The sequence below is a fragment of the Streptomyces asiaticus genome, from assembly GCF_018138715.1.
Lineage (GTDB): Bacteria > Actinomycetota > Actinomycetes > Streptomycetales > Streptomycetaceae > Streptomyces > Streptomyces asiaticus.
The window spans coordinates 9992865-10013143 of sequence record NZ_JAGSHX010000006.1 but is presented as its reverse complement, the minus strand read 5'-3'; the positions used below and the strand labels follow the sequence as shown (position 1 = coordinate 10013143).

Sequence of the window (20279 nt, the reverse complement as noted above, 5' to 3'; positions counted from 1 at the left end):
GGTGGGCTATCGGGACCCAGGTACGACGACGGGCTCCCCCGCACGACCGAAGGCCGGCGAATCACCCGACGTCGAGTCAACGGCCCCTGCTCGGCCAGTACCCGGTCTGACGTGCGGTCAGGACTGGTCCAGGGCCCGTTCGATCGCGCGGCGGGCCCGGCCCGCGGCCGCCCGGTCGCGCTGGAGCTGCATGGCCGCGTTCAGCGCCAGCCCGGCGGCGAGGATCTCGAACAGCGCCTGGTCGATGTCGAACCCGACGGGTAGCTCGCCGTTCTCCACCGCCGCGACCAAATCCGCCCGCAGCTGTTCCCGCCAGCGCGACCACACCTCGGCCACCGCGTCGCGGACCCGGCCGGGGCGGCCGTCGTACTCGCTGAGCGCCGCGGTCATCAGGCAGCCGCCCGGCAGCAGTGGCGCTTCCAGGTAACCCACCGAGTTGGCGCACACCGCGCGCAGCCGCCGCAGGCCCGGCGGTTCGGCCAGTGCGGGCTCGACCACCCGGTGCCAGAAGTCCACGAACGCCTTGTCCAGCGTGGAGATCTGAAGCGTCTCCTTGGTGCCGAAGTGCTTGTGCACCCCGGACTTGCTCATCTCCAGCTCCTCGGCGAGCCGGCCGATGGTGATGCCCTCCAGCCCCTCCTCGGAGGCGATCTCGGCGGCACGGCCGAGGATCCGGCCCCTGGTGGCCTGCGCTTCGGCCGCTGAGCGTCGTGGTGACATGCGACAAGGATAGCGTACGCACGTTCGCTATTGCTTTGGCGAACGACCGTACGCTAAATTCCGTGGCAACCAGGCACCCACCGGGACGAAGGAGAGCGAGATGCGGGTACGACGACTGGGCTGGGCCGGAGTGGAGATCGAGGCAGGCGGCGAGCGGCTGGTGATCGACTACGTGCGGGACCTCTCACCGCTGTTCACGGGGTGGAAGCCCGGCGAGGGGCTGGTGGCGCCGAGCGGGAAGGCCACCGCCGCACTCGTCACCCACTTGCACCGGGACCACACCGACGCGTCCGCGCTCGCGGACGCGCTGACGCCCCGGGCGCCGGTGCTGCGGCCGGCGCCCGGTCACGGCGACGACGTCGACAACGTGACGACGCTGCTGGCCGAGCGCGAGCTGACCCTGCACCGGCTGGCCCCCGAGATGGTGGATGCCTGGTCCACCCGCGAAGTCGGGCCGTTCCGCGTCACCGCGGTCCCCTCCGTCGACGGGCTGGGCGACCCGCAGCTGAACTGGGTGGTACAGGCCGACGGGCAGCGGGTCTTCCACGGCGGCGACACGATGTTCCACGGCTACTGGTGGCTCATGGCACGCCGGTTCAGCCCGTTCGACGCGGTGTTCCTGCCCGCCAACGGCGCGGTGGTCGACGCGCCGCACCTACAGCCGCCGAGCCCGCTGCCCGCCGCGATGGACCCCAGGCAGGCCGCCGCGGCCGCGGAGATCCTCGACGCCCGGTACGCAGTGCCGATCCACTACGAGACGGAACAGCCGGACAAGATCGCGGGCTACGTCGAGGTCTCCGACCCGGAGAACGAGTTCCGCGCGCACGCCGGACGGCGCGCGCACGTGCTGGCCGTCGGGGAATGGCTGGACCTCGCCACATGACCGGAACTCCACCGTGCCAACAGGATCAGGCGGCAACAGGATATGAGTCCGACGCGCACGAAGGAGACCACGACCTCCGGTGCTCCCGCCGGTCCCCTCAGCGCCCTGGCGGGGGCCTCAGTCGCTGTGGGTGACCGGCTCGGGAGCGGCGTCGAGCGCATCGAGCACTGCGTCGCCGTTCGCCCTCGCCCACTCGGTCAGCATGTGGATCGGATCGATCAGCGTCGCCCCGAGCGGGGTGAGCTCGTACTCGACGCGGGGCGGCACCTCGGCGTAGGCGTGGCGGCGGATGAGTCCGTGCGCCTGGAGCCGTCGGAGCGTCTGCGTGAGCACCTTGCGGGAGATGCCGCCGATGATCTCGATCAGCTCGCCATGGCGCACCGGGCCCTTGCTGAGGCCGTAGAGCACGACCGCCGTCCATTTGTCGGCGATGAGCTCGACCGTCAGACGCGCCGGACAGTCGGAGAGGAAGGGATCACCGGGACCGAAACCGCTCATGGCGCCAAAGGTACCTGCTGGTTCCTATCGGAAACCTAGCCTGGGTTCTCTCCCCTTCCAAAACCAGGAGAGTCATGCGAGTCATCACCCAGCAGACGCTCGGCGGTCCCGAGGTGCTCACCATCGTGGACGCGCCCGAGCCCCAGCCCCTTCCGACCGAGGTTCTCGTCCGGGTCAAGGCGATCGGGCTGAACCCGTTGGAGGCGCTCCTGCGCGCCGGCGCGTTTCCCCCGCTGCTCGGCCGGCCGCCGTTCATCCTCGGCTGGGACATCAGCGGCGTGGTCGAGGAGGGGGCGCTGACATATCGGTTCAGGCCCGGCGACGAGGTGTTCGGGATGCCGCTGTTCCCGCGGGCGGCGAGCGCGTACGCCGAGGTCGTGTCGGCGCCGGCGTTGCACCTGGCACGCAAGCCGGCGTCGCTCTCGCACGTCGAGGCGTCGGCGCTGCCGGTCGTCGGGCTGACGGCGTGGCAGGGCCTCGTCGACCTCGGCGGTGTGGCCGAGGGCGACCGCGTCCTGGTCCACGGCGGTGGTGGCGGGGTCGGCCACGTCGCGATCCAGATCGCGAAAGCGCTCGGCGCGCATGTGATCGCGACCGCCGGCGGGAGCAAGCGGAAGTTCGTCGAGGGGCTCGGCGCCGACGAGGTGATCGACTACACGGCGGTCGACTTCACCGAGGCGGTGCGCGACATCGACGTCGTGCTCGACACGATCGGCAGCGACACCGTCGAGCGGTCGCTCGAAGTGCTCCGCCCGGGCGGTCACCTGGTGACGGCGGTCGCGGAGGAGGATTCGGAGCTCACCGCCAAGTACGAGGCGGCCGGCATGCACTTCAGCCGCATCGCGGTCGACCCCGATCCGGTCGCCCTTCGAGGTCTCGTCGAACTCGTCGAACAGGGCAGGCTCCGGGTCCACGTGCAGGAGACGTTCCCGTTCGAGCGCGTCGCCGACGCGCACCGGCTGCTCGACGGCGGTCACCTCCAGGGCAAGCTCGTCCTCACCGTCTGACCCCGTCGTGGGGCCTCGTGTGAGCGAGGTTCCACTGATGTCCGCCGTCCCGTTCCAGGAGATCGCGGACTCCTGCGACGATCCCGAGACCAAGCTGAGACGGGGGACGGCTCGGCCCTTGTCCGGATGACCGTGACAGCGGTCATGATCAACGGCCACGGTACAGCCCACGGCGGTTTCATCTTCGCGCTCGCCGACACGGCATTCGCCTGCGCCTGCAACAGCCACGGCCCCGTCACCGTCGCGGCAGGTACGGATGCCGCGAGCGCGGGCGCCGGCAGGGGGCGCGCACCGTCTTGAGATGCGGCGTGGGATGAACGACGGACCGCGCTTTACGTCAATGATCTGACTTAGCGACTCGACGTACGGAGAGCTACTTCCGGTGACCCTTCGTCACGCCTACCGTGTTCAGGGAGCACGTCATCGGGGGCGTCATGGGGCGGGCTGGACCATCGGCCGCACGGCTGTCAGCGTTCGTCTTTCTGCTGGGGTTTCTGCTGGGGTTTCTGCTGGTCACTCCGGCGAGAGCGGACGAAAACGCGCGGCTGGACGTGACGCCGCGCCGGGCGGCCGAGGGATCATACGGGGTCCTGAGCCTGTCGCACGCACCCGAGGCATGCGGGAGAGGCGGAGACGGGTTCCTGGCACCGGCGTCCGTCCGCCTGCTCTGGGAGGGCGTGTCGAGCGGGAGCAGCGGCACACGGGACGCCTGGCCGTCGTACCGCGTCAGTGGCGACTCGTTCCTCGTCGGTTTTCAGTATCCGAACGTCTCGGACGGCGACCGGGGCGGATCGCACACCGTGGTCGTGGAATGCCGGTCTGCCGACGGCAAGTCCTGGACGAGGGCCGGGACCACCACGCTCGACCTCGAAAGGCTCGGCCAGGACGCGCCCAGTTACCACTTCGGCGGCGGGCCCGGAATCCAGATCAGCGAGGGAGCGGGGTCGGAGGCCGAGAGACGTCGGACGATCCGGGTCGAGAACGCCGCCCATGAATGCCCCGGCGGTCAGGTCCGGCTGGATGGCCGCGCACTGGCGACCACGCTGACCTCAGAGGGAGGGCTGGGGTACGTCACAGCCGAGTTCACCGTCCCCGCGAACACCCGGCAGGGGCGACACCAGATCGCGCTCGACTGCCCGCAGGGCACGTTGATCAGCTACCCGATCGCCGTCAGCAGGACGGCAGTCCCCGCCGATGCTCCACCGCCCGCCGCCAACACGTCGCCGGTGTTCTCGGCGATCCCCAAGCCCTCCGAGGTGCCGTGGGGGCTGCGCAGCGTGGCCACAACGCTGGTGGTGGCCTCCGCACTGATCCTGCTGATCGGCTTCCCGGCCGACATCGTGAACAAGACGATCGAGGAGAACCGGCAGGAGATCGAAGGCTGGTTCCGCCCTTGGACGGCGTGGATGCGCCGCCGACGAGCGCGGATGGGCGCCCTGCGCATCGGCGGGCGGACTCTCAGCGCTCTGTGGGCGTCACCCAGGCGGCAGTTCTGCTGGTTCGCACTGGCCGCCGCACTGCTGACCACCCTGATCGATCCCGCTATCGGCATCCGCGGCGACACGATGATGCTCTTCTTCGGCCTCCTGGTGGCCTTCCCGGTGACCACCCTGGTCTACGCGGCGGTGGTGGAGTCCTTCGCACGGCGCTTCTCGGCCGGTGTGGCCGGCGCCTTGTCCGTCCTGCCGTTGGGACTCGCCCTGGCCGCGTTCTGCACACTGCTGTCGGTGGTGGCCGGATTCGTGCCGGGCTATGTCTTCGGCCTCATCGCCGGATACGCCACGGCCGACGGGGCCAGGCGTCAGCTGTCGGACGCGGACGAAGGGCGCAGCGTGCTCGCGGGAACGCTCTGCCTGCTCGCTGTCGCGCTGCTGGCCTGGGTCGCCCTGGAGCGTACGCATGACGGGACCTGGCTGCCCGTGCGGATGCTGGACGCCGTGCTGTCCGCGGTCTTCTTGCTGAGCGTGCAGACTCTCGTCTTCGGGCTGATACCGCTGCACATGATGGACGGGCGACGCCTGCTGGCCTGGAGCCGTCCCGCCTGGCTGGGCGTCTACGCGGTAGCGGTGATCTGCTTCGTGCACCTGCTGGTACTGAACCGGCGGGACGTGCTGAGGCAGGGCACCGCGCCCGCGTTCGCGTCCACACTCGCGCTGTTCATCGGCTTCGGCGCGCTGTCGCTGGCCTTTTGGGCCTACTTCCGCTACCGCCCGCCGCAACCCGCCCCGGCCGATCCGCCGGCTCCTCCCGCCCCGCCGGCCCCGCCCGCCGTCACCGGGAGCCAACCGTAGGCCTGTCGCGTACCCGGGCGCACAACTCAGCCGGAGGAACAGATGGCAGACAGCAGTGCGGGGGCACCGCCCCCGCACCCTGAAGGACGTCGCGGACTGCTCGTCGTCCTGGCTCTGGTGGTCGTCTTCGTGATGATCCTCATCCTTGCCCGATGCGCCGCCTCGGGCAGCGGACCGACCTCCGCGTCGTCGACGGGCCCGTCCACCGCGACCGCGCCGCAGTCGAATGACGGCTCCGCGTCCCGTGCGGCCGCGACGAAGTCAGGCGGCAGCTCATCTCCCGCCGCGACCCCGACGACCTCGCGTCCCGACGCACCCACCGGCGCATCATCGGCACCGCCCACGAAGGTGGCATCCTCCGCACCGCCCACGGTCAGCACGGAACCGAAGCGCCCCGATACCGTTTACATACAAGTGATGATGACGACCAAGTTCGCAGTGTCCGTGACCAACGACCGTAATGCGGAGCAGTGTTCGCAGGAACTCGATGCGGTGCCCAGCCCGGAGAATGCCTGGTGCACCCTGCCTCTGCCCGCCGGTGACAGTGTCCGGCTCACAGGTGTGCTCAGCGGCACACCCTCCGGGGTCGTCAACCGGGAGCCGGAGCGGGAGCCCGCCTGGTACGGCTGCCAGGAGGGGGACGGCTCGCCGACCTGCACCCTGGACCTTGCCAGCGGCCACTGGGTATGCCTGGCCAGCCATGATGTGTCCGAGCCCGCCGCATCCCTCTGCGAGGGGTATCGCGACTCGGGCCTTCTGGCCCCCGTGCCGCCCGGATCCTCAGCACCTCCCAGCGGCGCCAGGCCACCAGGCTCATGACTGTCCGGGCGGGGTGAGCACCGGAGGGCCGTGGCCCGTGAGGTCAGCCGGCCGGGAGCGTCAGCAGCATCTGGACGAACTCCTCATAGGTCTCCGCCCGTTGGTAGCCGGTCATCACCCGCTGCTCGGCCTTGCGCAGCTGCTGCTCGATATCCGGGCACTTCAGCAGCGTCCGGCGCAGGTAGCGCCCGCCGATCCAGCGGCTGAGGTCCTTGCCCGCGGCCGCCACGTCGCTGAACCTCGGGAACGACTGATCGGCCAGGATCACCGCCAGCGCCTGGCCGGCCTCGGCGAACTCCTCCAGCCCTGGCAGCTCCTTGCTGTGCGGCACCGCCCTGATCCGGTCGTAGTCGCGGCTGACCGCCTCGATCCGGGCGATCTCGCGCGGATCGACCCTGGCCCCCTGGTACAGCGACCGGCAGAACGCCCAGCTCTGCTCCATGCCGATGCTCTCGTACAGGATGGTCTTGCCCGCCGCCAACGCCTCCGACGTGCCCTGGTTGCCGGTCGTCATCATCACTGGCTCACTGGCCCTGACCAGCTTCAGCAGGTCGGCGTGGCCGGTGCGGGCGGTGACACGAGATGCAGCCGCTTACCGCCCTCCAGACCGGTCTCGAAGGAGAACCGGACCATGGGGCTCTCGGCCGGGAACTCCGTCAGCTCCACACGGCCCACCCCGCGCTCGGCGAGGTAGCCGCGCAACGGCTCCTCGGTCAGCCCCTCCACCAGCCAGGTCCGGTTCAGCGCGAACTTGGGGTTCCAGAACTCCGGGCAGATCCGCACCACATGGACGTCGTGCTTACCGGCCTTCTCGAACTCCGCCAGGACCAGAGCGAAGCGGCAGGCGCTCTTGTTGGTGTACGAGAAGTACAGCCGCGACCGCGCGTCGTCGGCGTACCTCTTCAGATTCTCGTCGAGGTTCTCCGCCTCGTCCTCCGGGAAGAGCGCGGCCAGCAGCGGGACCTGCTTCTCCTGCTGCCCCAGGCGGATGGACTTGGGGAAGCGCGCGCACACCTCGTGCGTATACGGGTTCACCTCCTGCTGTCGCAGATGGGCCCGCGGTTCGGTGCGCTGCTGGAGCAGGGTCTCGCGGGCCTGCTCCATGTTCTCCTTGTACCGGTCCCACGCTAGTTGCATGCCGCTCCCTGTGATTCGCCGGCTCCCGGGCGGGTCCGCTGCCGCGGAACGCGTGCGCGGTCGACGGAACGGCCGCTGCCGTGGGCATGCCAGCGGGCGATGTGTGGAGAAATGTCCCAAACCTTACACGGTCGGTACGCACGTGGCCCTCATCTCGGATGCGCGTTTGCCGCACTCCCGATCGGCAAGGGCGCGCCAGAGCATCTGAGACGTCCGTGGCCCACCGGAAATAGTGTGTTTCCGAAGCGCACATCCCCGAGCACGATCGCACTTCGTACGTCCGGCGTACCTCCAGACCGAGGTGTGCGCGCCGTTGCGGGAGGCGTCGTATCTGGTCAACATGACGGGTCAGGGAGACTCCTGCCCCGCCCCGGCTGCATCGAGGCGCAAGTGGAGGAAGTGATGTGTGAGTGAACCACCACCGTGTGCGGCACGGTCTTGCCCACCCCGAAGTCCACGGTCGGTTCCGCTTCGTCGTTGCCTTTCGTGAGCAAGGGAGTGTGCCATGGCTGTGCTGTGCCGCCCGGCGGTGTGGGTACCGGAGAACACCATCTCGATGGAGGAGACGCTGGCGCTGGCGCGCCGGCTGCACGCCGGACACGAGAGGCTTCCGCTGGTCCTGCGGATGATCAGGAACACCGGGGTGGCGAAGCGGCATCTGGTCCAGCCGCTGGCCGTCACTCTGACGCATCCGGGATTCGAGGCCCGTAACCGCTTCTATGTGCGCGAGGCCCGTGCCCGCGTCCCGGACGTGGTCAGGGAGGCGCTGTCCTCGGCGGAGGTGACGGCGCGGGACATCGACACGATCGTGTTCGTCTCGTGCACCGGTTTCACGATGCCACCCCTGACCTCCTGGATGATCAACGAACTGGGTTTCCGCCCCAACACCCGGCAGATCCCCATCGCGCAGCTGGGCTGCGCGGCCGGCGGGGCGGCCGTCAACCGGGCGCATGACTTCTGCCGCGCCTACCCGGGATCCAACGTACTGATCGTGGCGTGTGAGTTCTGCTCGCTGTGCTACCAGCCGGACGACCTCGACGTCGGTTCGCTGCTGTCCGACGGGTTGTTCGGGGACGCGATCGCCGCGGCGGTCATGCGCGGCAGCGGCGGGGAGGGGATGGAGCTGGTGGGCAACGCCTCGCATCTGGTGCCGGGCACCGAGGACTGGATCGCGTACGAGGTGAAGGCCACCGGATTCCACTTCCGGCTGGACAAACGGGTCCCGGGCACCATGAACGTGATCGCGCCCGCACTGGACACGCTCGCCGAAGCGCATGGATGGGACGCCACGGACCTGGACTTCTACATCATCCACGCCGGCGGACCGCGCATCCTGGACGATCTGTGCGGCTATCTGAAGGTGCCACCGAACGCCTTCAGGCACAGCCGCGCCACGCTCACCGAGTACGGCAACATCGCCTCGGCCGTCGTCTTCGAGGCACTGCGCCGCCAGTTCGCCGAGGGGCTGCCCCCGGGGGCCCGCGGCCTGCTCGCCGGGTTCGGGCCCGGGATCACCGCCGAATCCTCCCTCGGCACCTGGGTGCACTCCGACCGGGTACGGTCCGGCCGCCGAACGGGCAACGTCGACGCCTTGCCGGTGCAGCTTCCCGCCCCTCCCGAGCCCGACCTGCACAGTGAAACCCCATCCCCGCACAAGCCCAAGAATCGAGGATCCGCGTGACCGCGTCCGTTCCGCCTGCGCCCAGGACCGGGGCCACCCTCTCCCTGGGCGGTGACCTGACGGTCAACCGGCTCGGCTACGGTGCCATGCACCTGACCGGGCCCGGCGTCTGGGGCCCGCCCGAGGACCCGGACGAGGCCGTCCGCCTGCTGCGCCGCGCCGTGGACGACCTCGGCGTCGACTTCATCGACACCGCCGACTCCTACGGCCCCGGCTACAACGAGGAACTCATCCGGAAGGCCCTGCACCCCTACCCGGACCATCTGGTGATCGCCACCAAGGGCGGCATGCTGCGCACCGGCCCCGACGACTGGGTGCGGGCCGAGGGCCGCAACCCCTACATCGTCGCCCTGGGCAGACCCGAGTATCTGCGCCAGCAGGTCGAGCTCAGCCTGCACCGCCTCGGCCTGGAGCGCATCGACCTCTACCAACTGCACCGCATCGACCCCCTGGTACCGCTCGAGGACCAGCTCGGCATGCTCGCCGAGCTGCGCGAGCAGGGCAAGATCCGCCATATCGGTCTGTCCGGCCAGCCCGAGGTCACCGTCGACCAGCTCGAACAGGCCGCCGAGATCGTGGACATCGTGGCGGTGGAGAACCTCTACAACATCGCCGACCGGTCCGGCGAGCCGATCCTCCGATACGCCGAAGAGCGCGGCATGGCCTTCATCCCGTGGTTCCCACTCGGCCACGGCGACCTGGTCGGCCCCGGTGGCGTCCTCACCAAGGCCGCCCAACGGTACGGGGTCACCGGAGCCCAGCTGGGGCTGGCCTGGCTGCTGCGCCACGCGTCCAACACCCTCCTCATCCCCGGCACCACATCGGTGACCCACTTGGAGGAGAACCTCCGGGCCGACGAGGTCCGGCTCACCGACAGCCAGTGGGAGGAGATCGAAGCACTCTGCGCCACGGTCACCCCGTGGCGGCCCAAGCCGGTGCGGAAGCACCGGGGAGGGGCACGATGACCCGCGTCCCCAAGGGGGCCGAGCATCCGCACACCGAGATCCTGCGCACCATCTACCGGGATCTGACCAGACTCACCGACTTCGCCGCGGACGACATCGTGCTGCACCGTGCGGACCGGACCGCTGAAGACCCCCGGGTACGCCGTGGTATCAGAGCCGTCCGCGCCCATGAGCAGGCGCTCCTCCGCATGACCGAATACACGCTGGTCATGGACGTGGAGCAGATCACGGCCAACGACCACTTCGGCACCGTTCTCGGGGTGCTGCGGGCCGAACGTCCCCGCGAGATCTCCGTGCCGTTCTGCGGTCTGTGGCGGTTCGTCGACGGCCGGATCGCCGAGCACTGGGAGAACGCCTCCTGTGGACCGGCCGAACTGCGGCGCCTGTTCACCCCGCCCCCTTCGTACTGGCCTCTGGCCGACGCCGGCTGACCCGGACGATCCGGCTCAATGGGGGCCCAGACCGACGGAGCCCTCATGCACACCTCCGACCGCGCCACCACACCCACACGGGAAGCCCGGGTCATGGCCTTCCTCGGCAGCCATGACCTGGTCGGCATACCGGCCGGCGAACCGAACCTGACGGTACGGGAACTGCTCATCGCGGTGCACCGGGTCAGCGTCGCGCACCCTGCCCTGCCGTGCGCGCCGCCGCCGGAGCAGGCGACCCTGCGGTGCGCCCCCGGACCGGCGGAGCCATCGTGGAGGGACCGGTCCGCCGTGCCGCCCGGCCCGGCCACGTACAACCGGTACGGGCGCGGCGGGCCCCGCACACGCAGCGCGCACTCGCCGATCGTGAACTGAACGCGGCTGAAGGCCGGTCTCGTACGAGCCGGAGCACCACATTGCGCCATGTCTCGCCCCTCGCTTTCCGGACAGCCCACCGGTTCGCCTCCCACCGAACCTGAACCAGCACGGCCACAGCAATGGGAATCTCTTTACCATGGCGGGAATCCCTTTTACCGCCCGCAGGGAACCAACGCGGACAGCCGGGTCGGAGCCGGCTACCACACCCAGCACACATTAAAACACGGATAAATACTCGGTGAACATTGATTCAAAGAGCCGCTGAAGCGGCCCGGGCGCCAATGAAGGAAGGCTCTGTCCAAAACCTCGTGGACACAGTGTCAAGCGAATCCATTTTGCCCCTGTTCGCACATCAATGTATCACTCAACGTTTTATTGCCTCCGCCTTGACCTCCCCCAACGCCACCTCCTACGTTTCTGCCGCCGGATCCAGGCGTTCCACCTGATGCGGGGGAACGGCGAAACCATCTGCCGAAAAACCGGCAGGAGGATGCGGCGAAGAAGATCGCAAGGCCGCCTGTAACCGCATTTTTGCCAACCAGGCAACGGCAGGGTGCGGCGACCGCCGAGTCGCCGAACAGAAAGGACCGGAGGGTCCCGTAAAAGCGGCCATCCGGCCCACCCGGTATGAGACACATTGGGGACGAGGGGATTCCATGATGACTCAGCGCGGCCTAGTCGGTGCGGCGACGTCGGTAAGCAATCGTTTTTCCTCAGAAATGATCTGGGTCGGCTTTGCAATGGCGTTCGCGCAGGGCTCGTCACCGGGCCTTGGCCATGGCAGAGCGCGAATGTGGGACAGGGATGGAGGCGGCGTGCATGGCCCTACCGCAGGGACGCAGGAGCAGCAACGTCACCCGGTTGCTGCGGCACGGTTTCACCGACCCCTCGGCTGCCCAGCGGCTGCTGGACGCGCCCGAGCTGGCCGGGGTGTTCGGCGATCCGGTGCTGCTGGACGGGCTCGGGGCGACCGCCGATCCCGATCTGGCGCTGCGCAGGTTGGTACGGCTGGTCGAGGCGCTTCCGGAGGCCCCCGGGGACGGGGACGACAAGGGGTACGCTGACTCGCGGCAGGCGTTGCTGGACACCCTGGTCACGGCGAAGCCGATGCGTGACCGGCTGCTGGGGGTGCTCGGGATCTCCGAGGCGCTGGGCGACCATCTGGCCCGGCATCCGCGGCACTGGCAGGCGCTGGCGTACGGGCCGGCGGCCCCGCACCCGGCCATCTCTGGCTCCGAGCAAGCGCTGGCCGACGGGATCTGGGGCGAGCCGGGGGTGGGGCTGACCCGGTCGGACGCGCTGCGCCTGGCGTACCGGCGGGCGCTGCTGGCGATCGCCGCGCGGGACGTGTGCGGTGCGACAGACGTCACCCAGGTCGCCGCCGAGCTGGCGGACCTGGCGGACGCCACGCTGTGGGCCGCACTGGAGATCGCGGCCGAGGAGCGGCCCGAGGACGCGGCGGCGTGCCGGCTGGCGGTGATCGGGATGGGCGAGTGCGGCGGGCGGGAGCTGACTTACGTCCCGGACGTGGAGGTCGTCTTCGTCGCGGAGGCCCTGGACGGGGTGGAGGAGTCCACGGCCGTGCAGGCGGCCACCCGGCTGGCCGCGCGGTTGATGCGGATCTGCTCGGATGTGACGGCCGAGGGCACCATCTGGCCGGTCGACGCGAGTCTGCGCCCGGAGGGGCGCGATGGCCCGCTGGTGCGGACGCTGTCCAGCCATGTGGCGTACTACCGGCGGCGGGCCAGGACGTGGGAGTTCCAGGCGCTGCTGAAGGCCCGGCCGGTGGCGGGTGACGGGGCGCTGGGCCGGGCGTACGTGGACGCGCTGACGCCTCTGGTCTGGCAGGCGGCGAAGCGCGAGAACTTCGTGCCGGAGGTGCGGCAGATACGCCGCCGGGTGGTGGAGAACACCCCGGTCGCGGAGACCGACGGCGAGTCGAAGCTGGGCCCGGGCGACCGCGAGGTGAAGCTGGGCCCGGGGAGCCTGCGGGGCGTCGAATCAGCGGTGCAACTCCTCCAGTTGGTGCACGGCCGGTCGGACGAGTCGCTCCGCCGCGGCACCACGCTGGACGCGCTTGCGGCGCTGGCCGCGGGCGGCTACGTGGGGCGGTCGGACGCGGCTGCGCTGGCCGAGGCGTACCGGTTCCTGCGCGCGGTGGAGCACCGCGTCCAGCTCCACCGGCTGCGCCGCATCCACCCTGTGCCGCGGGACGAGACGGATCTGCGGCGGCTGGGCCGGTCGCTGGGGTTCCGCACGGAGCCGGCGACGGAGCTGGTCGCGGCGTGGCGGCGGCACGCGCGCGAGGTGCGGCGGCTGCACGAGAAGCTGTTCTACCGGCCACTGCTGGACGCGGTGGCACGACTGGAGACCGGAGAGGCCAGGTTGAGCTCGCACGCAGCGGGCCGGTGGCTGGAAGCCCTGGGCTATGCCGACCCGTCCGGCGCGCTACGGCATCTGGAGGCCCTTGTCTCCGGTGTGTCCCGGAAAGCGGCGGTCCAGCGTACGGTGCTGCCCGGGCTGCTGGGCAGGTTCGCCGATTCCGAAGACCCGGACGCCGGGCTGCTGGGCTTCCGCAAGATTGCGGAGGTGCTGGGCAAGACGCCGTGGTACCTGCGGCTGCTGCGCGACGAGGGTGCCGCCACGGAGAACCTCGCGCGGGTACTCTCCGCCGGGCGGCTCGCGCCGGACCTGCTGCTGCGCGCCCCCGAGGCGGTCGCCCTGCTCGGCGCCCCCGAGGGGCCGCGCCCCCGCGGCCGGGCCCATCTGGAACAGGAGGTGCTGGCCGTCGTCGGCCGCGCCGACGGCGCCGAACAGGCGGTCGCGGCAGCGCGCGGGGTGCGCCAGCGCGAGCTGTTCCGCACGGCCGCGGCGGACGTGATCGTAAGCGCGCGGCTGGCCAACAGGGCGGAACGGCCCACCGTGAGCTGGCCGCCGCCCAGCGGCGGCAACGCCCCGGCCGCCCCGGCGACGCCACGCTTAACGCGCGGCGCGCGACCTGCGGCCGACATCCCCAGCGCGCTGCGCGGCTTCGAGCCCCACCTCCCGGCCCGCCCCTCGAACCGTACGGCGCTGCCCGAGGAGCCCACGAGCCCGGGAGCGCTGGTCGACATGGTCGGCGACGCCGTCTCCGACATCACCGCCGCGACCCTGGCGGGCGCGCTGCGTGCCGCCGTCCGCGACACCTGGGGCGATGAGCTGCCAACGCGTTTCGCGGTGATCGGTCTGGGCCGGTTCGGCGGCCACGAGCTGGGCTACGGCTCGGACGCGGACGTCCTCTTCGTCCACGAGCCCCGCGAGGGTGCCGACGAACACGAGGCCTCCCGCGCCGCGTTCACAGTGGCCCATGAGATGCGACGGCTGCTCCAGCTCCCCACCGTGGACCCGCCCCTGCTCATCGACGCCGATCTGCGCCCGGAAGGCAAGTCCGGGCCGCTGGTGCGCTCCCTCGCCTCGTACGCCGCCTACTACCGCCGCTGGTCGCTGGTCTGGGAGAGCCAGGCGCTGCTGCGCGCCGAGCCGGTCGCGGGCGACCCCGGCCTCGGCGCACGCTTCATCGAACTGATCGACCCTCTGCGCTATCCGGCCGAGGGGCTGAGCGAGGGCGCGATCCGCGAGATCCGCCGGCTCAAGGCCCGGATGGAGTCCGAGCGGCTGCCCCGCGGCGCCGACCGCGCCACCCACACCAAGCTGGGCCGCGGCGGCCTCAGCGACGTGGAGTGGACGGTGCAGCTCCTACAGATGCGCAACGGCGCGGCGGAACCGGGGCTGCGCACCACCCGCACCCGCCGGGCCCTGGCCGCCGCACACGACGCCGGTCTGATCGGCGGCGACGACGTCCAGACCCTGGACCAGGCCTGGGTGCTGGCGACCCGGGTGCGCAACGCGGTGATGCTGGTGCGCGGCCGCCCGGGCGACACCTTCCCCAGAGACTCCCGCGAACTGGCCGCGGTCGCCCACTACTTGGGCTACGCCCCGGGCCATGTGGGCGAGATGCTGGACGACTACCGCCGCACGACCCGCCGCGCCCGCACCGTGATGGAACGCCTCTTCTACGGCTACGACAGCTGACCGCCTCGCCAGGGCCGTCAGTCCCGGCCGACTCGTGGTACATGAACCCTGCCATGGATCGCGCGGAGCTCGTTTTGTGGGTGCGGCATGCGAACGGCCGGTGGGCGGAGTCGATGAACGGGCACGAAGCCGCGGCCACCACCATGCGGCTGACGAATGTCGGGCAGCTCCCGCAGTTGCCTGCGTGAAGTGAGGCCGAGCTTGCGGAAGATGTTGCGCAGGTGCGCGTCGACCGTCCGCGGAATGAGGAACAGCTTCGCCGCCACCTCCTTGGAGGTGGCGCCGTCGGCGACCAGGCGTGCGATGTGCACCTCCTGCATCGTCAGCTGGTCCGATGCCTTCGACGTGCGGCTGCGGGCCTTCTCGCCCGTGGCGCGCAACTCGCCCGCGGCGCGCTCGGCCAACGCCTCCACACCGAGGTCGGACAGCGACTCGTGCGCCAGCCGCAGCGCGGACCGGGCGTCACGCCGTCGGCCCTGGCGGCGCAGCCACTCCCCGTACAGCAGATGTGCCCGGGCGCGGTAGACGGCCAGTGCGCTGTCGTCGAGCAGGCCGATCGCCTCCTGGTAGGCGGACTCGTCCCCGGTCACCAGGGCCCGCGCACAGGCCTCGACGCCAAGGCCCCACGCCTGCCGGCCCGCCCGCGTGCGCTCGTGGAGGGACGCGAGGGCCTCGGGTCAGCAATCACGAGGCAGCCGAGGGCGGGGGGCCGCAGGGCTGGGCTCGGGGCCGTCGATCTTTTCGGTGAGGCGGTCCAGGCGCCCGTACAGTGCGCGGACCAGCCGGGCGCGGTCCTGTGCACAGCGCGCGGTGCCCTGTAGCGATCTGGACAGGCGGCGACGGGATTCCTCGAGGACGTCCTCGGCGAGGACCCGGGCCGGATCGTCCGCGGGCAACTGGTCGGCGGCGCGGCGGACGTCGCCGGCCACCGCTCGGGCGGCGACGGTCAGCTGTAGCGCGATTTGCTGGTACTCACCCTCGTGCAGCATCGGGTCACCGTCCCAGCCGAGGACGGCGGCGGCCAAGCGCTGATGGGTCTCCCGGTCGAGGGGGAGTTCCGCCTCGAGACGACCCTGGGGGTCGTGCAGGATCGTGCGGGTGCTGGTCATCGGGCCTCGCTGCTGGGTGCGCCGGGTGGCCGCCGCGGCCGTCCGGGGGAAGCGGGGTGTCCCTGGCGGGCGCGGGCGAGCGGGCCGGGAAGGGGCGCTGTTGCCCGTGGCGGCGTTCACGTCCGCGCGTCAGGTCCCGCTTGTCCCGGGCTGTGGCGTCGGCTTTCACGCTACGGAGGCAGGAGAACGGGTCTCAACGAAGTTGCGGATTGTTGCGCGGATTCACTTCAGGGCGTCGATCGCGGCCCGGATGCGCGCGCGGGCGGCGTCGCCGTGGACGGCCATGCGGGACAGGCCGGTGAAGGCGCGGGCGTAGTCGGCGAGTTCGCGGGGCTGGCGGATGCTGATGCCTGCGGTGAGGGTCTCCACGACGGCGTGGTGGTCGTCGTAGAGGTAGAACGCCTCCAGCGGCCATACGGTGCGCTGGGCGCCGAGCGGGATGATCCCCAGGGAGACCGAGGGCAGCGGCATCACGGTGAGCAGGTGCGCGAGTTGGCCGGCCATGGTCTCGGCGGAGCTGATCCGCGTGCGCAGGACCCACTCCTCGATCAGGACCACGAACCGGTGGTCGCCCTCGTACAGGAAGCGGCTGCGGGCCAGCCGGGCGGCCACGGCCTCGGGGATGTCGTCGGGGGTGTCCTGGAAGTCGGTGATGGACCGCATCAGGGCCTCGGCGTAGCCGGCGGTCTGGAAGAAGCCGGGGATGACGTTGGAGGTGTAGGCGCGGCAGAGGCGGGCGGCGGCGTTGCGGGCGAGGACGTCCTGCTGGGTGCGGCGCATCCCGTCGCGGTGCTGGCGGCGCCATTCCAGGTACATCGAGTCCACCGCGCGGGCGGTGGCGATGAGGTCCGCGGTCTGGTCCTGGGCGGAGCAGGCGGCGCACCAGGCGCGGATGTCGGCTTCGGAGGGGGCGGCCTTGGCCCGCAGGATGCGGGAGGTCTTGGCCGGGTGCCAGCCGCACCGGGCGGACAGCTCACGCCCGGTGAGCCCCGCGTCCCGCGCCAGATGGGCCAGGCGCACGGCGAGGGCTTCGCGGGCGGCTTGGGCACTGGAGGAGGGGGATGCGGGCATGGGCTGTCCGTTTGCTTTTCAGACGGTGTACTTCTCGTGCGGGACGGCCCGCTGCCACACCGCCTCGAACGCGGCGGCGCACAGGGCGGCGACCTCGGGGTCCTCGGTGTGTTCCTTGCCGACCCAGTCCCCTCTCCCGGTGAAGTGGTTGAACTGCACGAGCCTGCCGTCCAGGAGCCAGAAGTCGTTGCCGGGCAGGGCGAGGTCGCTCGCGTGCCGCCGGGGCAGCCAGCGTACGTCCTCTCCGGCCCGCAGGTTCAGCACGGTGATGGCGTGCTCGTAGCGGATGTAGTCGGTGACCGGCTCGGAGACGATCCGCGCCCGGCGCATCGTCACGCCGCGGGCGACGGCGTCGGTCACCAGTGGGAGCCACTCGGGCCAGAAGGACTTGGACGGGTCGGTGTTGGCCACTCCGGTGTCCTGGAAGGCGGCGTAGTCCTCGGCTTCGTCACCGACGGCGTACTGGTCGCGCATCTCCAGGTGGACGGCGCTGTGCCGGGTGGCGGCGAGCAGGTCAGCGAACGTCCTTGCCTTCAGCGACATCGCATGCCTCCCTCAAGATCGGCACCATATGGGCCGGGATGCGGATGACCCGCTCGTGGGCGGGGATCCCCGTCGCGTGCCCGGGCACCCACTGAGTGCTGCCGATCAGTTCCTTCAAGAGCCCCTCGGCCTCCTCGCCCTGCAAGACCAGGTCGGCGCTCTCCTCCTCCACCCACACCGTCGGTGACCCCTCGCCTCCGGTATTCGGGTCCATCCCGACAAACCGTAACGTCATAACTGCTCCTCTTGTCGAGCGCATTTGTCGAGCGCATTTGTCGAGCGCATGTTGCTGAGTTGCGGCCCCGACCGTCCCGCGACCACAAGGAGCGGTCAATGCCGCCTCGAGCCGGGAAGAACCCACTACCTGGTACCGACTCAATGCCGTTGCTTAAGTCAGTGAACTATCGTCGGCTGTAAGGTGATGACCTTGGGGGCAACGCGCCGTGTCGGCTGCCGGTCCCGGGTGTTGATCCGGTAGGACAGCTTGGAGGAGTACTTCGAGTCCGGCCGTTTGAGGTGCCGGTCCGCCTCGCGCAGGCGCCTGGCGCCGTTGTCGAGTTTCCGGTGCACCTTCGCCGCCAGCATGGCCAGGAACTTCTTGATCCTCTTGGGTGTGTCCGCACACTGACGGACCACACTGCGCCGCGTGTGCTTGAGGACTTTGACGAACGAGACCCGGTCCGGATCGATGCCGTTGTCCTCGGCCAGGGACATGATGATCCGCGTGAGGCAGTGGTGTACGACCAGGTGCGCCCAGACCTCCTGCCGCACCAGATCCGGGTCTCCCGAGCGCAGAACCTCGGCCGGCCCGCGCTGGAAGGTCTTGATCTGCCGGAACGCCGACTCCGCCTCCCACCTCGCATGGTAGAGCCGAGCCAACTCCGCCGCCGGAAAGTCAACCGGGTCGAGCAGGTCGGTAAGTAACCTGACCACCTCGCCGCCGTCGACGCGGTACTCGATCACCCGGACCAGCACCCCAGCGTGGTGTGCGCCCTTCTGCCCGGCCAGGTTCATCCTGGCCAAGTAGGTACCGTCGGGAAGATGCTCGACCGGCCGATGTGCCACCGGCGAACGGGCCCGGATCAGCAAGTGCGCCCCGGCTCCGAGGTACGCCTTCCACAAAGCGACCCCGGGAAAGTTCCGGTCCATGATGACCAGCATTCCGCTCGCCGAGCCAGCCAGAGCCATTGCCAGTTCCCGCTCACCTCCGCTGAATCCGCCCACCGCCGCGTCGACCTGCGCATGTGTGCCGCACTCGGTCAGTGTCACCACCCGGACCTGCGGGAAACCCGCGGGCTGCCCGTTCTTGGCCGGGCCGCCGAACGCAGCCCGGTTGGCCGTCGTATCCGGTGCGTCCAGCACGAACCCGTCTACCGCGGCCAGCCGCATCCCGCGATAGAAGGAGCCCTCCAGATCGATGGGGGCCAACGGGCTGGCCAGCTCGCGGAAAACGGTCTCCAGGACAAGCGGTCCCAGACGCTTGCGCGCCCGCGTGAACGAGGACTTGTTCGGGATTCTCCCGCTCAACTCCCTAATAGCCCCCACCAGTTGCTCCGCCACATCGTCATAGGAATCCTGCTGGAACAACGCCAGGGCAAGCGTGAAGTAGACCATGAACCCGGCCGGCAGTGCACCGGGCTTCTTGTCCCGGACTCCGCACTTCTCCAGCACCCCGGCGACCAGTTCCGGGGTCACCCATCGGGTCACCACACCCAGTCGCACATGATCGGACAACCCCACCCAAGGATGCATGCCGAGCCCAACGACCCCGCTCCTCCAACGTCACTGGGAACTGCTTGACGAGTTCAAGCAACGGCATTGGGTACCGACTACCTGGTGAAGAAGTCGATGAGCGTGCGGGCGATGGTGCCGGGCGCGCTCTCCGTGGGGATGTGGTCTGCGCCGGGGATGCGTACGAGCGTGGTGTGCGGCATCTCCGCGGCGAACCGCTCGGCGTACGCGACCTTCTCATAGGCGTCGTCCTCGCCCCAGATCAGCAGCTTGGGCGTCGCCGATCGCCGCAGCGCGGGTACCAGGTCGAGGGTGTAGCGGCTGTCGGCCGCGCCCGCCAGGGCCGTCCAGGAGCGGCGTACCCGCGGGTCGGTCCACGGGGACAGGTAGTCCGCGACGCGCTGCTCGGTGGCGGCGCCGGCCAGCGCCGCCGTCACCGCCTGCCGGCGGGCGGCGAGAACGTCCTCCGCGGCGCCACCCGGGCCGCGGAAGCGGGCCACGTGCGGCGCCGGCCAGGAGTCGTAGGTGACCGAGTTGACCAGGGCCAGCCGGGACACCTCCAGCCGGTCGTGAACGAGGAGATGCTGGGCGATGGCGCCGCCGATGTCATGGCCCGCCACCAGGACCGCTCCACGGATGCCCACCGCGGACGCGAACCGCGCCACCCAGTCCGCGAGTGCCGGGACCGTGGCCGTCTCCGGGGTGAGCTCGCCTCCGGAGCGTCCCAGCCCGGGGAGGTCGACCGCGAGCGGCCGCAGCCCCGCGTCGGCGAGACGGGCCAGCACCGGCAGCCAGACCCGGCTCCAGTACGTCCCGTGCAGCAGCAGCACGGCCGGGCCGTCCCGCTCCACGGTCAGGTAGCTGGCGCTCTCCCCGTCCACCTGGACCGCGGTCCTCAGCACTTCCGTTCCGGTGGTGTCACTCATGGGACCACTGTGACCGGGGCC

The 20279-nt window shown here is 70.3% G+C and carries 18 protein-coding genes and 2 pseudogenes; 9 read left to right on the top strand and 11 right to left on the bottom strand.

The window, feature by feature from the left end; genetic code table 11:
* Nucleotides 1-117: 117 nt before the first annotated feature.
* A complete protein-coding gene (locus tag KHP12_RS49835) occupies nucleotides 118-720 on the bottom strand; it encodes a TetR/AcrR family transcriptional regulator (protein ID WP_086883717.1) in 603 nt (200 codons plus the stop codon).
* Nucleotides 721-820: 100 nt separating this feature from the next.
* Here KHP12_RS49835 and KHP12_RS49830 point away from each other — a divergent pair, with 100 nt between their 5' ends.
* A complete protein-coding gene (locus KHP12_RS49830; RefSeq protein ID WP_086883718.1) occupies nucleotides 821-1603 on the top strand; it encodes an MBL fold metallo-hydrolase in 783 nt (260 codons plus the stop codon).
* 117 nt (nucleotides 1604-1720) lie between these two features.
* Here KHP12_RS49830 and KHP12_RS49825 read toward each other — a convergent pair whose 3' ends face one another.
* Nucleotides 1721-2101, bottom strand: coding sequence for a winged helix-turn-helix transcriptional regulator (locus KHP12_RS49825; RefSeq protein WP_086883719.1), 381 nt, complete (start codon nucleotides 2099-2101; stop codon nucleotides 1721-1723).
* Between the two features lie 74 nt (nucleotides 2102-2175).
* Here KHP12_RS49825 and KHP12_RS49820 point away from each other — a divergent pair, with 74 nt between their 5' ends.
* From KHP12_RS49820 to KHP12_RS49810, 3 genes and pseudogenes are all read left to right on the top strand, one after another.
* A complete protein-coding gene (locus KHP12_RS49820) occupies nucleotides 2176-3108 on the top strand; it encodes an NADP-dependent oxidoreductase (RefSeq protein WP_086883720.1) in 933 nt (310 codons plus the stop codon).
* Between the two features lie 96 nt (nucleotides 3109-3204).
* A pseudogene (locus KHP12_RS49815) lies at nucleotides 3205-3366 on the top strand (hotdog fold thioesterase); the annotation flags it as partial.
* Between the two features lie 176 nt (nucleotides 3367-3542).
* Nucleotides 3543-5399, top strand: coding sequence for an FGLLP motif-containing membrane protein (locus KHP12_RS49810; RefSeq protein WP_211834786.1), 1857 nt, complete (start codon nucleotides 3543-3545; stop codon nucleotides 5397-5399).
* 862 nt (nucleotides 5400-6261) lie between these two features.
* On the opposite strand, the gene KHP12_RS49805 is transcribed toward KHP12_RS49810, so the two are convergent.
* Entirely contained in the window at nucleotides 6262-6735 is a 474-nt protein-coding gene (locus tag KHP12_RS49805) for a hypothetical protein (RefSeq protein ID WP_086882303.1), read from the bottom strand.
* Between the two features lie 26 nt (nucleotides 6736-6761).
* The gene (locus KHP12_RS49800; RefSeq protein WP_143678034.1) at nucleotides 6762-7355 is read right to left on the bottom strand and encodes a hypothetical protein; all 594 of its coding nucleotides are present in this window, start codon (nucleotides 7353-7355) and stop codon (nucleotides 6762-6764) included.
* A 505-nt stretch (nucleotides 7356-7860) separates the two neighbouring features.
* Between KHP12_RS49800 and KHP12_RS49795 the strand changes: the two genes are divergently transcribed.
* From KHP12_RS49795 to KHP12_RS49775, 5 genes are all read left to right on the top strand, one after another.
* Nucleotides 7861-9036, top strand: a complete 1176-nt coding sequence (locus KHP12_RS49795) for a type III polyketide synthase (protein ID WP_086882301.1) — start codon at nucleotides 7861-7863, stop codon at nucleotides 9034-9036.
* Nucleotides 9033-10001, top strand: a complete 969-nt coding sequence (locus tag KHP12_RS49790) for an aldo/keto reductase (RefSeq protein ID WP_372455289.1) — start codon at nucleotides 9033-9035, stop codon at nucleotides 9999-10001. Before KHP12_RS49795 ends, KHP12_RS49790 begins: the two co-directional genes overlap by 4 nt.
* Nucleotides 9998-10432: a nuclear transport factor 2 family protein gene (locus KHP12_RS49785; RefSeq protein WP_086882300.1), complete on the top strand. Its 435-nt coding sequence runs from the start codon at nucleotides 9998-10000 to the stop codon at nucleotides 10430-10432. The genes KHP12_RS49790 and KHP12_RS49785 overlap by 4 nt, the downstream gene beginning before the upstream one ends.
* Before the next feature lie 45 nt (nucleotides 10433-10477).
* Nucleotides 10478-10804, top strand: a complete 327-nt coding sequence (locus KHP12_RS49780) for a hypothetical protein (RefSeq protein WP_143678033.1) — start codon at nucleotides 10478-10480, stop codon at nucleotides 10802-10804.
* 822 nt (nucleotides 10805-11626) lie between these two features.
* Nucleotides 11627-14878, top strand: a complete 3252-nt coding sequence (locus KHP12_RS49775) for a bifunctional [glutamine synthetase] adenylyltransferase/[glutamine synthetase]-adenylyl-L-tyrosine phosphorylase (RefSeq protein ID WP_086882298.1) — start codon at nucleotides 11627-11629, stop codon at nucleotides 14876-14878.
* A gap of 161 nt (nucleotides 14879-15039) precedes the next feature.
* Here the strand turns inward: KHP12_RS49775 and KHP12_RS49770 are convergent.
* The 7 genes and pseudogenes from KHP12_RS49770 to KHP12_RS49740 all read right to left on the bottom strand — a co-directional run.
* Nucleotides 15040-15537 (bottom strand): annotated as a pseudogene (locus KHP12_RS49770) (LuxR C-terminal-related transcriptional regulator); the annotation flags it as partial.
* 18 nt (nucleotides 15538-15555) lie between these two features.
* Entirely contained in the window at nucleotides 15556-15987 is a 432-nt protein-coding gene (locus KHP12_RS49765) for a DUF6415 family natural product biosynthesis protein (protein WP_086882296.1), read from the bottom strand.
* Nucleotides 15988-16209: 222 nt separating this feature from the next.
* Nucleotides 16210-17058, bottom strand: coding sequence for a helix-turn-helix domain-containing protein (locus tag KHP12_RS49760; protein ID WP_086882295.1), 849 nt, complete (start codon nucleotides 17056-17058; stop codon nucleotides 16210-16212).
* An 18-nt stretch (nucleotides 17059-17076) separates the two neighbouring features.
* Entirely contained in the window at nucleotides 17077-17601 is a 525-nt protein-coding gene (locus KHP12_RS49755) for a DUF6879 family protein (RefSeq protein WP_037951916.1), read from the bottom strand.
* Nucleotides 17573-17836 (bottom strand): hypothetical protein, encoded by a 264-nt coding sequence (locus KHP12_RS49750; RefSeq protein WP_037952080.1) that lies wholly within the window; start codon nucleotides 17834-17836, stop codon nucleotides 17573-17575. Before KHP12_RS49750 ends, KHP12_RS49755 begins: the two co-directional genes overlap by 29 nt.
* A gap of 158 nt (nucleotides 17837-17994) precedes the next feature.
* Nucleotides 17995-19353, bottom strand: coding sequence for an IS4 family transposase (locus KHP12_RS49745; protein ID WP_246643314.1), 1359 nt, complete (start codon nucleotides 19351-19353; stop codon nucleotides 17995-17997).
* 77 nt (nucleotides 19354-19430) lie between these two features.
* The gene (locus KHP12_RS49740; protein WP_211834784.1) at nucleotides 19431-20258 is read right to left on the bottom strand and encodes an alpha/beta fold hydrolase; all 828 of its coding nucleotides are present in this window, start codon (nucleotides 20256-20258) and stop codon (nucleotides 19431-19433) included.
* Nucleotides 20259-20279 lie beyond the last annotated feature (21 nt).

Coding starts and splice junctions, on each gene's coding strand:
- KHP12_RS49835 (WP_086883717.1), bottom strand. CDS start 720: ATGTCACCACGACGCTCAGCGGCCGAAGCGCAGGCCACCAGGGGCCGG.
- KHP12_RS49830 (WP_086883718.1), top strand. CDS start 821: ATGCGGGTACGACGACTGGGCTGGGCCGGAGTGGAGATCGAGGCAGGC.
- KHP12_RS49825 (WP_086883719.1), bottom strand. CDS start 2,101: ATGAGCGGTTTCGGTCCCGGTGATCCCTTCCTCTCCGACTGTCCGGCG.
- KHP12_RS49820 (WP_086883720.1), top strand. CDS start 2,176: ATGCGAGTCATCACCCAGCAGACGCTCGGCGGTCCCGAGGTGCTCACC.
- KHP12_RS49810 (WP_211834786.1), top strand. CDS start 3,543: ATGGGGCGGGCTGGACCATCGGCCGCACGGCTGTCAGCGTTCGTCTTT.
- KHP12_RS49805 (WP_086882303.1), bottom strand. CDS start 6,735: ATGATGACGACCGGCAACCAGGGCACGTCGGAGGCGTTGGCGGCGGGC.
- KHP12_RS49800 (WP_143678034.1), bottom strand. CDS start 7,355: ATGCAACTAGCGTGGGACCGGTACAAGGAGAACATGGAGCAGGCCCGC.
- KHP12_RS49795 (WP_086882301.1), top strand. CDS start 7,861: ATGGCTGTGCTGTGCCGCCCGGCGGTGTGGGTACCGGAGAACACCATC.
- KHP12_RS49785 (WP_086882300.1), top strand. CDS start 9,998: ATGACCCGCGTCCCCAAGGGGGCCGAGCATCCGCACACCGAGATCCTG.
- KHP12_RS49780 (WP_143678033.1), top strand. CDS start 10,478: ATGCACACCTCCGACCGCGCCACCACACCCACACGGGAAGCCCGGGTC.
- KHP12_RS49775 (WP_086882298.1), top strand. CDS start 11,627: ATGGCCCTACCGCAGGGACGCAGGAGCAGCAACGTCACCCGGTTGCTG.
- KHP12_RS49765 (WP_086882296.1), bottom strand. CDS start 15,987: ATGACCAGCACCCGCACGATCCTGCACGACCCCCAGGGTCGTCTCGAG.
- KHP12_RS49760 (WP_086882295.1), bottom strand. CDS start 17,058: ATGCCCGCATCCCCCTCCTCCAGTGCCCAAGCCGCCCGCGAAGCCCTC.
- KHP12_RS49755 (WP_037951916.1), bottom strand. CDS start 17,601: ATGTCGCTGAAGGCAAGGACGTTCGCTGACCTGCTCGCCGCCACCCGG.
- KHP12_RS49750 (WP_037952080.1), bottom strand. CDS start 17,836: ATGACGTTACGGTTTGTCGGGATGGACCCGAATACCGGAGGCGAGGGG.
- KHP12_RS49745 (WP_246643314.1), bottom strand. CDS start 19,353: ATGCATCCTTGGGTGGGGTTGTCCGATCATGTGCGACTGGGTGTGGTG.
- KHP12_RS49740 (WP_211834784.1), bottom strand. CDS start 20,258: ATGAGTGACACCACCGGAACGGAAGTGCTGAGGACCGCGGTCCAGGTG.